11 protein-coding genes and 1 pseudogene are annotated in these 12,647 nt (G+C 65.9%); 1 reads left to right on the forward strand and 11 read right to left on the reverse strand.

Going from position 1 to position 12,647, the window contains the following annotated elements:
- The 3 genes and pseudogenes from GCN75_RS28130 to GCN75_RS28140 form a co-directional block, all read right to left on the reverse strand.
- Window positions 1-244: pseudogene (locus GCN75_RS28130) on the reverse strand (MFS transporter); the annotation flags it as partial.
- 90 nt (window positions 245-334) lie between these two features.
- Window positions 335-1,237: a LysR substrate-binding domain-containing protein gene (locus tag GCN75_RS28135; protein WP_152285287.1), complete on the reverse strand. Its 903-nt coding sequence runs from the start codon at window positions 1,235-1,237 to the stop codon at window positions 335-337.
- Window positions 1,234-2,007 (reverse strand): RNA methyltransferase, encoded by a 774-nt coding sequence (locus tag GCN75_RS28140; RefSeq protein ID WP_152285288.1) that lies wholly within the window; start codon window positions 2,005-2,007, stop codon window positions 1,234-1,236. Before GCN75_RS28140 ends, GCN75_RS28135 begins: the two co-directional genes overlap by 4 nt.
- 195 nt (window positions 2,008-2,202) lie before the next feature.
- Between GCN75_RS28140 and GCN75_RS28145 the strand changes: the two genes are divergently transcribed.
- Window positions 2,203-2,985: an inositol monophosphatase family protein gene (locus tag GCN75_RS28145; RefSeq protein ID WP_152285295.1), complete on the forward strand. Its 783-nt coding sequence runs from the start codon at window positions 2,203-2,205 to the stop codon at window positions 2,983-2,985.
- A gap of 77 nt (window positions 2,986-3,062) precedes the next feature.
- Here the strand turns inward: GCN75_RS28145 and GCN75_RS28150 are convergent, their stop codons facing one another.
- Genes GCN75_RS28150 through GCN75_RS28185 form a run of 8 tightly spaced genes read right to left on the reverse strand, consistent with a single transcriptional unit; the run spans window position 3,063 to window position 12,546 of the window.
- Window positions 3,063-5,303, reverse strand: coding sequence for an Ig-like domain-containing protein (locus GCN75_RS28150; protein ID WP_152285289.1), 2,241 nt, complete (start codon window positions 5,301-5,303; stop codon window positions 3,063-3,065).
- Window positions 5,304-5,347: 44 nt separating this feature from the next.
- Window positions 5,348-6,175 (reverse strand): LytR C-terminal domain-containing protein, encoded by an 828-nt coding sequence (locus GCN75_RS28155; RefSeq protein WP_152285290.1) that lies wholly within the window; start codon window positions 6,173-6,175, stop codon window positions 5,348-5,350.
- Window positions 6,172-7,104, reverse strand: coding sequence for a type II secretion system F family protein (locus tag GCN75_RS28160; RefSeq protein WP_152285291.1), 933 nt, complete (start codon window positions 7,102-7,104; stop codon window positions 6,172-6,174). The genes GCN75_RS28155 and GCN75_RS28160 overlap by 4 nt, the downstream gene beginning before the upstream one ends.
- 41 nt (window positions 7,105-7,145) lie before the next feature.
- Entirely contained in the window at window positions 7,146-8,120 is a 975-nt protein-coding gene (locus GCN75_RS28165) for a type II secretion system F family protein (protein WP_152285292.1), read from the reverse strand.
- 6 nt (window positions 8,121-8,126) lie between these two features.
- On the reverse strand, window positions 8,127-9,497 hold the full coding sequence (locus GCN75_RS28170; protein WP_193317695.1) for a CpaF family protein: 1,371 nt from the start codon (window positions 9,495-9,497) through the stop codon (window positions 8,127-8,129).
- 23 nt (window positions 9,498-9,520) lie between these two features.
- The gene (locus GCN75_RS28175; protein WP_152285293.1) at window positions 9,521-10,681 is read right to left on the reverse strand and encodes an AAA family ATPase; all 1,161 of its coding nucleotides are present in this window, start codon (window positions 10,679-10,681) and stop codon (window positions 9,521-9,523) included.
- Between the two features lie 37 nt (window positions 10,682-10,718).
- Complete coding sequence (locus tag GCN75_RS28180; protein ID WP_193317696.1) at window positions 10,719-11,000, reverse strand: pilus assembly protein; 282 nt, start codon at window positions 10,998-11,000, stop codon at window positions 10,719-10,721.
- 10 nt (window positions 11,001-11,010) lie between these two features.
- Window positions 11,011-12,546, reverse strand: coding sequence for a type II and III secretion system protein family protein (locus GCN75_RS28185; RefSeq protein ID WP_152285294.1), 1,536 nt, complete (start codon window positions 12,544-12,546; stop codon window positions 11,011-11,013).
- Window positions 12,547-12,647: the final 101 nt, after the last annotated feature.

Below are 12,647 nucleotides of genomic sequence, written 5' to 3' on the forward strand. Positions count from 1 at the left end.
TGGGCCGGCGCGCCAGCATGGCCGTCAGCACGGGCGCGCCGATGGCCGCACCCAGCGCATACGCGGCAATGGCGCCGCCGGCGGCCGCCACGCTGGCGTGCAGGTCGCGCGCCATCGGCGTCAGCAAGCCGGCGGCGATGAATTCGGACAGGCCAAAGGCAAAGCTGCACAGGGAAAGCAGATAAATGGAGAGTGGCAGCGCGGCGGACGGCAGCGCATTGCTGCGCGATGAAACGAAGGACATGGCAGTTCCTGGCAATCAAAACGCCATGCTGGCCCCGCAATGACCATCTGTAAAATATCTTATTTATCTTGAAACGAGACTTTCAACGTCTCACTGCAGGGAGGACTGCCGCAATTGCACCAGCAGCCGCTCGCGCACGGGAGACGCGCGCCGCGGGTCCCACGCCATGTACAGATCGAGCTGGCGCAGCGGCTCCGGAGCGCTACTTGCCAGCGCCAGCATGACGACGCCCGCCGGCATGGACGCCGCCAGGCTGGCCGGCAGCAGGGCCACGCCGAAACCGGCCGCCACCAGGCCCAGCACCGTTTGCAAACGGCGCGCCTGCTGCACCACGTTCGGCACGAAGCCCGCGTGCAGGCACAGGCTGGCCAATTGATCGTGAAAGCCCTGCCCCAGCTCGCGCGGCGAAGCGACGAAATCGTCCAGGGCCAGGTCCGCCAGGTCCACCCTCGCCTGCCCCGCGCAGCGGTGGCCCGATGGCAGCGCAATGACGATGTCTTCGCCCGACAGGCGCTCGAAGCGCAGTCCCGGCGTGCTGCGTCCCGGCGCGCGCAGCAGCGCGATATCGATCTCGCCCCGCTCCAGCCACTCGACCTGCTGCTGCGTCGACGCTTCGCGCAAGGTGAATTGCACGGCGGGCGAAGCGGCGCGGAAGGCGCGCAAGGCCGCCAGCACGTGGGCATACGGCGTGATGTGGATGAAACCGAGGCGCAGATGGCCTTCGATGCCCTGCGCCACGCGGCGCGTGGCGGCCACGCCCTCGTCCAGGCTGGCCAGCACCTGGCGGGCCGTGGCCAGGAAAGCGCTGCCCGCCGGCGTCAGGCTGACCTTGCGGTTGGTGCGCTCGAATACGGGGTAGCCGAGCAAGTCTTCCAGCCGCAGGATCGCCTGCGACAGGGGCGGCTGCGCCATGTGCAGCCGTTCGGCCGCGCGGCGGAAATTGAGCTCCTCGGCCACGGCGATGAACTGGCGCAGCAGCCGCGTCTCGATCATGGCGCTTTTTTCGCCACCGCCAGGATGTGGCGCGCGATGCCGCGCAGGATATTGACTTCTTCCGTCTCCAGCCCCGTGCGCGAAAACAGGCGTTTCAGACGGGGCATGAGTTTTTTCGGATTGTCGGCGTCGAGGAAATCGATGGCCACCAGCGCCTGTTCCAGGTGCGCATACATGCCGTCGATCTGCGCCAGGCTGGCCGCGTCGCCATGGAAGCCGATGGCGCTGGCCGCCGGCACTTCGCCCGCCGCCTCGAGGGCGGCCACGCGGCATTCATAGGCGACCACCTGCGCCGCCTGCGACAGGTTCAGCGAGGAATACTCGGGATTGGCGGGGATGTTGATCAGCACATTGCACTGCTCGACAATCTCGTTGGGCAGGCCGAAGCGCTCGTTGCCGAAGATGACGGCCGCGTGCAGCTCTGTACCGGCAGCCAGCTGGCCGGCAATCGCGCGCGGCGTGGTGACGGGCGGCGAGAATTCGCGCAGGCGGGCCGAAACGGCGGCCGCGTAGTTGCAGCCTTCGAGCGCTTCGGCGATGGAGCCGACGATGCGCGCGCCGGACAAGATATCCTGCGCGCCGCTGGCGAAGGCCACCGCTTCCGCATCCGTCAAGGCATCGGGAAAACGGGGGTTGACCAGCACCAGATCGGAAAAACCCATCGTTTTCATGGCGCGGGCGACGGCGCCAATGTTGCCAGAGCGACTAGTTTCGACAAGAATAAATCGCAGGCGTTTGAAAAGAGACGTGTTGATTTCGGGCAGATTCATTTAAAATAGCGCTATTGCGCGGTATCGATACAGGAAATTTCGGGAAACGGAGTCACAAAACGCTGATTCCAGGCCGGGATTTTAACCACTTCGGCACCGCTCCGCTCTTTAATTCATTCTTGCACTCTACCGTACCGGCGCCGCAAGGCGGCCATGGGCGGTCGCGTGCTTTTAACGGAAGCTCACATGCACCCAATGCTCAACACGGCGATCAAAGCCGCCCGCCGCGGCGCCGCCGTCATCAATCGCGCCTCTTTCGACCTCGACCGCGTCGTCGTCACGGAAAAACAACATAACGATTTCGTCACCGACGTCGACCAGGCGGCCGAACAGGCCATCATCGAGGTGCTGTCCAAAGCCTACCCGGATCACGCGATCCTGGGCGAGGAATCGGGAGCTTCCGCCAACTCGCACGACGAGAATGAATATCAGTGGATCATCGACCCGATCGATGGCACCACCAACTTTATCCACGGCTTCCCCCAATACTGCATCTCGATCGCGCTCGCGCATCGCGGCGTCATCACGCAAGCCGTCATCTACGATCCGGTACGCAACGACCTGTTCACGGCCACCAAGGGCGCCGGCGCCTACCTGAACGAAAAACGCATCCGCGTCACCAAGCTGGACCGTATCTCGAACGCCCTGCTGGGCACCGGCTACGTGGCCGGCAGCGCCCGCGCGCTGGACGAATACCTGAAGATGTACGCGATCATGGGCGAACGCAGCCAGGGCGTGCGCCGCGCCGGCTCGGCCGCGCTGGACCTGGCCTACGTCGCTTGCGGCCGCCTGGACGGCTTCTACGAAAAAGGCTTGAAGCCTTGGGATATCGCTGCCGGCGCCCTGATGATCACGGAATCGGGCGGCATCGTCGGTGAGTTCAGCGGCGAATCGGACTACCTGTACAAGGGCGACGTCATCGCCGCCAGCCCGAAGATCTTTGGCCAGATGATCACCCTGCTGACGCCTTTCGCCTGATTGCCAGACGCAGGCTGACGTAAAAAAAGCTGCCGGAGGAAACTCCGGCAGCTTTTTTTTGCCCGGGCTTGCCGCGGTCAGTCGCTGACGGCGTATTGCGTCGTCGTCACCACGCCATTCGGCGTTTGCACGCGCACCGTCAGCAGGCCGTTGCGCACGCTGTTGGGCTGGCATGCGGTGCCGATCTGCGTCACGTCGCTGATCATCTGCACGGGATAGATCCAGTTCGCGGAACCGGCGCTGTCGATGCTGGGCACGACAAAGCTGTTGCCGCTGACGATGCTGCCATTGCTCGCCGAGAAAGTAATCGTGGTGCCGGCCGGCAGCGGATTGCCGGGCAAGTCGTAGGCCCGCCCGGTCACGTCCTTGCTGTTGATGGCAAACACGGTGTCATTGTCGTCGCGGATGGCCAGCTGGAAGGTGTGGACCGGGTTGGCAAACACGGTGCCGTCGACGCACTTGTCCAGGTCGATCGATGGGGCGCCCAGGGGCGTGAAACGCGCCTTGCTGCCGGACAGCACCTGCACCAGGGCCTGGCGGATATGCACGGTGTTGGCGGCCGTGGTATTGACGCTGGACGCCGCGCGCAGCACGCCGTTGTACTGCTTGTCGCCCGCCGCATCCCAGCTGCCGCTGCCGTTCGAATCGATATACGGCTCGCCGTCCGCGCGCACGGCATTGTCCTTGCTGTAGGCGTCATCCTGGAAATTGGCATTGCGGCCCACGATGGCGCGGTCATTGCGGAACGGTTCGCCCAGGTCGACATAGTTTTCGCCATGCTCGAACAGATTGTTGCCATTCGTATCGGCAAAGCTTTCCTCGCCCAGCGCATACGCGAGAATGGTCACGCGGCCGTCAGGCGGACGGGGATTGCCGGCGCAGAAACGCACGGAGCACGAACCCGGTATGCCCTTCTGCGTGATGACCGTGCCATCCGTCAGGGTGGTGTTGACCAGGCCCGTCAGGCAGGACGCATCGATGGTGCCGCCTTCGGCCGTGAAGCTGACCGCCGTGCCATCGGGCACGGGATTGTGGAAATGGTCGCCCAGGCGCACCGTGATGCTGGCGCCGACCGGCGCGGCGCAGCCGGCATAATCGCGGCCTTCCGTATTGAACATGGACGTGGTCAGGGTAAAGCTGTCCTGCTCGGGAATGCCGGTGGAAACCACCAGCTGGTCCGACACCGTCGACAGGCTGCTGCCTTGCAGGCTGGCCGTGACGCGCACGGGCGTGTTCACGGTACCGGACGCTACCGTGGTGCTGACGCTGCCGTCGGCGCCGCTGCTCGATTGCGCCGGATTAAGGCTCAGGCCGCCCGCCGTCGTGTTGAGCGCGAAATTGACCACATGGCCGCTGACGGGATTGCCGTTGCGGTCGAGCACCTTGAAGGTGACGATGGACGACTCTTGCCGCCCCGCCCCGCCCGTGCCTTTCAGGGCGATGTTCTGCGGCAGGGCCGAGACAAAGCCGATCTGGCCCGCGCTGGCCGTCTGCACCGTCAGGGTGCCGGCCTGGCTCACGGTGGTGGCATTGAAGACGGTGCTGGCCGTGATCACGTCAGGCGCGCCGCAGCCCTTGTCGATGTACGAGGTGCTGGCCACGCCGTTGACCGTGTTGACGGGACTGCTGATGGCCGCCTTGCCGGCGCTGGCGCAAGGCGAACTGAAGACGACCGACTGCACCGGCGCGTACACAGTGCCGCCGCTCATCACCGTCACGCTGAGGCCTGCCGTGCCGCCCGCCGACAGGGTTGCCGGAGCGACACCCACGCTGCCCAGGGTCAAGGTCGGGAAGACCACCGTGTAATTGATACTCGACGTCAACACGCTGCCATTGACCGTGGCGCTGGCCACCAGCGCAAAAGCGCCGCCCTGGCTGCCAGGCGCGACAACGATGCTGGCCACGCCGTTCGCGTCCGTCAGGGCGCTGGCCGCCCCCGGGGTGAAGACGGCGCTCTTGTCGCTGCTGTTCAAGGTCAGCAGGACGCCCGGCAGCACGGCGCCGCTGCCATCCTTCACAACGGCTTGCACGGTGGCGCTGTTGCCGGGACTCACGGACGTCGTCGCCTTGCCGGCCCCGTCCTTCAGGCTCAGCGCCAGGGTCGCCGGCACGGGCACGACGGGCGTGACGGGAACCACCGGCGTGACGGGCGGCACCACGCAGCCGGGCAGGTTCGGGTTGCGGTTCGGGTCCAAGGTGCTGCAATCGCTGCTGCCGGAACCGCCACCGCCACAGCCGGCCAGCAAGGCCGCTGCCGTGCCGGCAGCCAGACACAGCGCCCAGCGCGCCGGCAAACCGTTACTCGTCAATCCATACATGCACTTCTCCCTGTTATTTTGTTGCTGATAATGTGTAACTGTGTTCAAGCCTGGTCGCGCCCCAGGACCACGCGGATGCCGGCGCCGCGCGCCAGGCCGGCCACCGGCACCAGCTGCATGGTTCCCCCCCGCTGCGCCAGGGCGAGCCGCAAGGCGTCCGCCTGGCGCGCGTTGCCGGGCGCATACAGGATCTGGCTGCGGGCATGGCGAAAGCCGGGCAGGTTCGCCAGCCGGCTGACGGCCATGCCCTGGGCCCGCACGCGCAGGCGCACCTGCGCCGCCATGCCGCGGATGCCATTGCCGTTGATGATTTCAACCGCGGCTGCCTGCTCCGGCGCAACCGCCGCAACTGGCGCAGTGGCGGCCGCCGTTTGCGCCAGCGCCGCTGCCTGTCCCGCGTGCACCAGCTGCAGGTTGTTGCGCGCCAGCGCCGCGCCGCCAGCGCGCGCCACGGCCTGTTCGAGCATGCCGGCCGCCAGCGCCAGCTCCCCTTGCAGGTAGTACACATAGCCGAGATTGTTCCTGGGCTGGGCGGCCTCGGGATAGTCGTGCACGAGCGCCAGCAGCGCTTTCGCGGCCTGCTCCAGCCGGCCCTGGCGCGCGTCGAGCACGGCCTGTGCATTGCGCGCAGCCAGCTGCTGCGGCTCCAGCGCGATCGACGCGGCATAGGCGTCGGCCGCCAGCGCCAGCTGCCCCCGCGCCTGATGAAATTTACCCAGTTCAAAATACGTGGCGGCATCCTGGCCGGCCGAATGGCCGATGCGCTGCACGCCGCTTACCTGCCAGTGCGGTGCAGGGTCCGTGGCCGCGCAACCCTGCAGCAGGCACGCCAGCAGGCACCAGACGGCCATCCTGAGCCAGCGCAGCGTCACAGGGCGCCCATCGCGGGCAGCAGGGCGCGGCGGATCTGCAGCAAGGCGGGGCCCATGAGCACCACCAGCAGGGATGGGAAAATGAAAAAGATCAGGGGAAACAACAGCTTGAGCGCGATCTTGGCAGCCGTTTCCTCGGCCCGCTGGCGCCGCTTGGTGCGCAGCTCGTCCGATTGCACGCGCAAGGAAGCGGCGATGCTGGTGCCGAAGCGCTCCGCCTGTATCAGCAGGGTCACCAGCGCATCGACGTCTTCCACGCCCGTGCGCAGGGCCAGGTTGCGCAAGGCCTTGTCCTTGGCGCTGCCGGCGCGCAATTCCAGGGTCACCAGTTGCAATTCCTCGGCCAGGATCACGCTTTTCATGCCGATTTCCTGCGCCACGCGCGCCAGCGCGGCATCCATCGCCAGGCCCGCTTCGACGCAGACAGTCATCAGGTCCAGCGCATCGGGAAAGGTTTCAAAGATTTCGCGCTGCCGCTCTTTCAGGCAATGCTTGAGCCAGAAGCCGGGCAGGTAATAACCGAGGGCCGCGGCCAGCACCAGCCACAGGAACAGGTTGTAATCGCCGTGCCGCAGCAGCAGATAGGCCAGCAGGGGGAACAGCAGCGCCAGCCCCGTCTTGGCTGCGTAGAACAGCGCCGGCGCGGCGCTCTTGCGCCAGCCCGCATTGATGAAGCGGATGCGGATCGGCGAATCCTCCCAGCCCTCTTCGGGCAGCGACAGCCTGGCCAGCGGGCGCGTCAGGCTGACGAGGCGCGCCAGCCAGCGCTGGTTCGTGCGGCGCGCCCTGCCCGTATCGGCCTTCCTGACGTCCAGGGCATCGAGGCGCACTTGCACCGCATTGCCCGCGAACAGCCGCGCCAGCACCAGGACGATGCCGAATACGATCAGGAACAACACCGCCAACAGACCCACCTGCATGCCGCTCATCGTGCCACCTTCTGTCCTGTCAATTGCTTCATTTCATGGCCTCACACGCGGATCCGCACGATTCTGCGGATCACCAGGACGCCCATCGCCAGCATGGCCAGGGCCATTCCCACCATCTTGCGGCCGCCGCTGTCGAGGTACAGCACGGAGAGGAATTCCGGATTGGTCAGCTGCATCATCAGGGCGGCGGCAAACGGCAGCGAGCCGAGCACCCAGGCCGACATGCGCCCCTCGGCCGACAGCACGCGCACCTGGCCCATCAATTTAAGGCGGTCGCGGATGATGGCGCTAATGCTGCCAAGCAATTCCGTCAGATTGCCGCCCGTTTCGCGCTGAATCAGCACGGCGATGACGAAATAGCGCAAGTCCGTGCTGGGCACGCGCGCCGCCAGGCCCGACAGGGCATCGGCCATCGACACGCCAAAATTGACTTCGTCAAACACGGCCCGGAATTCATCGGCCAGGGGCCCCGTCATCTCGTCGCCGACCATTTTCAGGGCCGTGGGAAAGGCATGGCCGGCCCGCATGGCGCGGCTCATCATGTCCAGCGCATCGGGCAACTGCAGTTCGATGCGCGCCTGCCGGCTGGCCTTGGCGCGGGTCACGAGCAGGAACGGCAGCGCCCCGCAGGCAAAGCACAGCAGCAGGCGCAGATACCAGGGCAAGGGGCTGACCGTGGCCAGCACCAGGCCCAGCAGCCAGGCCAGCAGGCTGTAGCCGAGCAGCTGGCCCACATTCCAGTTCTTACCCGACTGCAACAGCAAACGGTCCAGCGTGGCCACGCCGGGCAGCCATTCCAGCAAGCCCTGCACCCCCGCATGCGAGCTCAGCAGCCGCTCCTTGGTGATGGACACGGTCTTCTGCGCGTCGTCGCTGGCCGTGTTCATCGCCAGCAGGCGGCGCGCCACGCGCCCGGCGCCCGCGCCGCGCGACTGCCAGTTGAAATAGACGGCGCCCACCAGCAGCATGACCGCCAGGAAAACCAGCACAAACACCAGATACGCGAGATAGCCCATGCCGCGTCAGCGCCCGGAACCGGTCGGCTCGAATACCGTGCTGGAAATGCCGATGCCAAAGCTCTTCAGGCGCTCCAGGAAACGGGGACGGATGCCGCTGGCCGAGAAATACCCGACGACGGCCCCGCTCTCCCCCACGCCCGTCTGCCTGAAGCTGAAGATTTCCTGCATCGTGATGACATCGCCCTCCATGCCCGTGATTTCCTGGATCGACGTGACCTTGCGCTTGCCGTCGATCAGGCGCGACACTTGCACCACCACGGAGATGGCCGAGCTGATCTGCTGGCGGATGGCCTTGCTGGGCAGGTTGGCGGCGGCCATGCTGATCATGTTTTCCAGCCGCGTGATGGCGTCGCGCGGGGTATTCGCGTGGATGGTGGCCATCGAGCCTTCATGGCCCGTATTCATGGCGCCCAGCATGTCGAGCGCTTCGGCGCCGCGCACTTCGCCCAGGATGATGCGGTCGGGACGCATGCGCAGCGCATTGCGCACCAGCGCGCGCTGCGACACTTCGCCCTTGCCTTCGATATTCGCGGGCCGCGTTTCCAGGCGCACCACGTGCGGCTGCTGCAATTGCAGCTCGGCCGCGTCTTCCACCGTGACGATGCGTTCCGTATGGCCGATGAAGCCGGAAATGACGTTGAGCATGGTGGTCTTGCCGCTGCCCGTGCCGCCGGAAATGAGGATATTCATCTTTGCCTTGCCCAGGCCCTGCAGCACCTCGGCCATCTCGGCCGTCATGCTGGTGTAGGCGACCAGGTCGGCCAGGCGCAGGGGATCGACGGAAAAGCGGCGGATCGACATCACGGGCCCGTCGATGGCCAGCGGCGGGATGATGGCGTTCACGCGCGAACCGTCGGGCAGGCGCGCATCGACCATGGGACTCGACTCGTCGATGCGGCGGCCCACGCGCGAAACGATCTTGTCGATGATTTTCATCAGATGGGCATCGTCGTTGAACACGACTTCCGTCAGCTCCAGCTTGCCGCGCCGCTCCACATACACTTGCTGGTGGCCGTTGACGAGGATATCCGACACGGTCGGGTCGGCCAGCAGGATTTCCAGCGGACCAAAACCCAGCATCTCGTTGCGGATGTCGCGCGTCAGGTTCTTGCGCTCGATGTCATTGATGACCACGGCTTCCTCGTCGAGCAGGCGCTCGACCAGGGTGCGCAGCTCGTCGCGGATCTGTTCCTGCGTCAGCCGCTGCATGCTTTCCAGGTCGACGCGCTCGAGCAGCAGCGCATGGATGCGCTGTTTCAGCTCGCGGTAGCTGCGGTTGTCGATGGACGGCGCGCGCTGCGGCGTCAAGGTGGCGATCTTGCCGTTGCCGAGGCGCTCGCGGATCGACAGGCTGGAGACGGGAGAGGTGGCCATGGAGGGTTCCTGTTCGAATGAAATTAGGCGCGCTGCAGCACACGCTGCAGCCAGCCTTGCCGCACGGGCTCGGCGCTGACGCCCGTCAGGCTGGCGGCAAACTCCTGCAGCGAGCGCGTGATGGGGCTGTTCTTATCCAGCTGCAAGATCGGCATGCCCTGGTTGACCGACGCGGCGGCCGACGCATAGTGATTCGGCACCGTGCGGTCGATTGCCGTGCCATATGCCGCTTCCAGGTCCTGCAGGCGGATTTCGCCGCCCTTGTCATGCCGGTTGACGATCAGGCGCACCTTGTCCTTGTCGTATTCCAGCGAGCGGAACATGCCCAGCAGGCGCTTGCCGTCGCGGATGTAGGGCAAGGTCGTCTGCAGGATGGGGAAGATCAGGTCCGCATGGTCGAGCGCGCGCACGCTGACGGCATCGAGGTTGCGCCCCACGTCAAGCACCACGAAGTCGTACTGGCGCCGCGCCAGCTTGATGATGGCGTCGATATGCTCGGGCTGCACTTCGCTGGCATGGGCCGGGTCTTCCGGCGCCGCCAGGACGCTGAAATTGGGCAAGACATTGAGCATGCTCGAGGCCAGGAACGAGGGGTCCAGGCGGTGGATGTCGCGCGTCACGTCGGCCAGGGTGGCCAGCGGCTTGTTTTCGGAGACGAACAGCGAGGCATCGCCGAAGTGCAGGTTCAGGTCCAGCAGGGCAACGCGCTTGTGGCCGCTGGCCGCCAGGGCATAGCCGAGGTTGGTGGCGATGAAGGTGGCGCCGCTGCCCCCCTTGCAGGAAATGAAGGCCAGCACCTTGCCGTTGCCGTTGTCGCGCCGCTCGAGCTTTTCCTCGATGCGCTCGAGCGCCGGGTAGATGCTGGCGGCGGCGGCCGGCGACGGCAACACTTCGCGCACGCCGGCACGCATGGCTTGCAGCAGGAACTCGGGCGTATGCTGCGGGCTCAGCACGATGACGGCCAGGCGGGGAAACTGGTTGCTCAGGCGCTCGATGGCGGCCAGGTCGGCACCGTCGTTGCCGGGCCGGTCGAACATCAGCACGTCGGGCAGCTCTTGTGCCGAGTACAGCTGCTCCAGCGGTCCGCTGCGGGCATCGACGTCATCGGCTGGGTTGCGGTTGCCGACCAGCCGGCTCAGCTCGGCCAAGGCTTTTTCATCGCGGGATAGGATGGCGATTTTCACGATATGGCTAGCCTGTTCTGTGGTAACGGTGACATCTTCATTGGCGCCCGCCCACGCCGATCGTCAAGGTGCTCGATTGGGGCACGGGCGTGCTGAAGGTCTTCTGATACGCCTGGTACGCGGCCGCGGCGGACTTGCCGTCGAGGCCAGCCACGGGGTCGCGGTTCAGCCCTGCCTGCGGGTTGATCACTTGCTGGGCCCGCAGCAAGTCGACGCTGCGGCCAAACTGGCGGTCCAGGCGCGGCGTAGTGCCGCAGCCGCTGGCGGCCAACGACGCCAGCAGCACGCATAGCAGGGGAAGGAATGGAGGACGCTGCATGCTCACTCTCCTATTGAATGTCAAAGCCGGTCGCCGCCGCGGCGCCCGGTTGTGTGCCGGCTGCCGGCGGCGCCTTGGGCGTGCCTTCCATCTTCCCTTGCAGGAAGAATTGCGCGCGGCTGGGCGCCACGTAGGCATCCGTCGGCAGCGCGTAGTCGCCGGCCAGCGGCTTGACCAGGTGCGGCGTGATGATGAACACCAGCTCCGTGCGGTCGGTCTGGAAATCGCTGCTGCGGAACAAGGCGCCCAGCACGGGGATCTCGCCCAGCATCGGCAGCGCCTTGATATTCGTGGTCACGTTGTTCTTGATCAAGCCGCCGATGGCAAAGCTCTGTCCATCAAACAATTGCACGGTCGTGGTGGCGCGCCGCGTGGTAAAGGCGGGCAGGATGGCGCTGCCGGCCGTGCCGCCCGTGGTGATGCCGATGCCGTCCTTGTTGAGCTCAGAGACTTCCGGCGCCACCTTCAGGTTGATGCGCCCCCCGTCGAGCACGGTGGGCGTAAACTTGACGGCAATGCCGAATTCCTTTTCTTCCAGGGTGATCTTGTTGGTGGCGCTGTCTTGCGAGACAGGAATGTAGATCTTGCCGCCGGCCAGGAAGCTGGCCTCCTGGCCGCTGATGGCCATGATGTTCGGTTCGGCCAGCACTTTCACGAGGCCATCGCGCTTTTGCGCATCGAGCGTGAGGAAGTTGCCATTCTTGCCGTTGAAGCCATCGATCATGCTGGGATTGCCGCTCAACAAATTCGACAGGAAACTGTAAGTCCAGTTGCCGCTGCTGGCACGCGCACCGATGCTGGCGCCCAGCTGGTCGACGAGGGTTTTGGACACTTCGGCAATCTTTACTTCCAGCATCACCTGCTGCGGCGCGGCGACGGTCAGCATGTCGATCACGCTCACGCCCGCGCCGCCGGCGGGACCGGGCGCCGGCGCGCCAACGGCCAGCCCGGCGCCAGCGGGCGTTGCCCCTTCGCCGCCGCCCCGCTGCGCGAACGCCGTGGCCATGGCCACGATCTGGCTGGCCTTGACGGCGTCCGAAACCATGCCCGTCAGCACGATCGCGCCGCCGGCCGAGCTGGCCTTGAGATCGGTTTCACGCGGGAACACGTGCGCCAGCTGCGCCTGCAAGCCATCGGCATCGACGCCCACTTCGATATCGACGATCACGGGCCGGTGATCCTTGTCCCACAGAATCAGATTGGTGCTGCCCGGCGCCAGGCCCCAGATATACAGCTCGCTGGAACTGCCCAGCAGCCTGGCGCCCGCCACCTTGGGATCGTTGACGGCGATCTGCGAAACGGCACGCGTCAGGCTGCGCAGGGTCGACTTGCCGACGGACAGGCGAATCGGCGGCCCCAGCCTGGCAATATCGGCGCCCAGCGACAACGGCGCCGCCGCCTCGGCCACCTTGCCGGCGCCATCCGCCTTGCGCAAGGGGGGCGCGGCACCGGCGCCGCACGGCCACAGCAGGCTCGCCGCCAAGCCACCGAGGGCCAGGGCCAGGCTCAAGCGGGGCCGGGCGATATGGGTACGAAATGAGGTCATCAACTATCCCTGGTTCTGGTCTTTTTAAAATTGCTGGACGCGCGTGTCCATGCCCGTAATCACTTTGACGCTGTCGGCCGGCGGCGCGGGCGCGCGCGGCG

Source organism: Janthinobacterium violaceinigrum, assembly GCF_009208555.1.
Taxonomy (GTDB): Bacteria; Pseudomonadota; Gammaproteobacteria; order Burkholderiales; family Burkholderiaceae_D; genus Janthinobacterium; species Janthinobacterium violaceinigrum.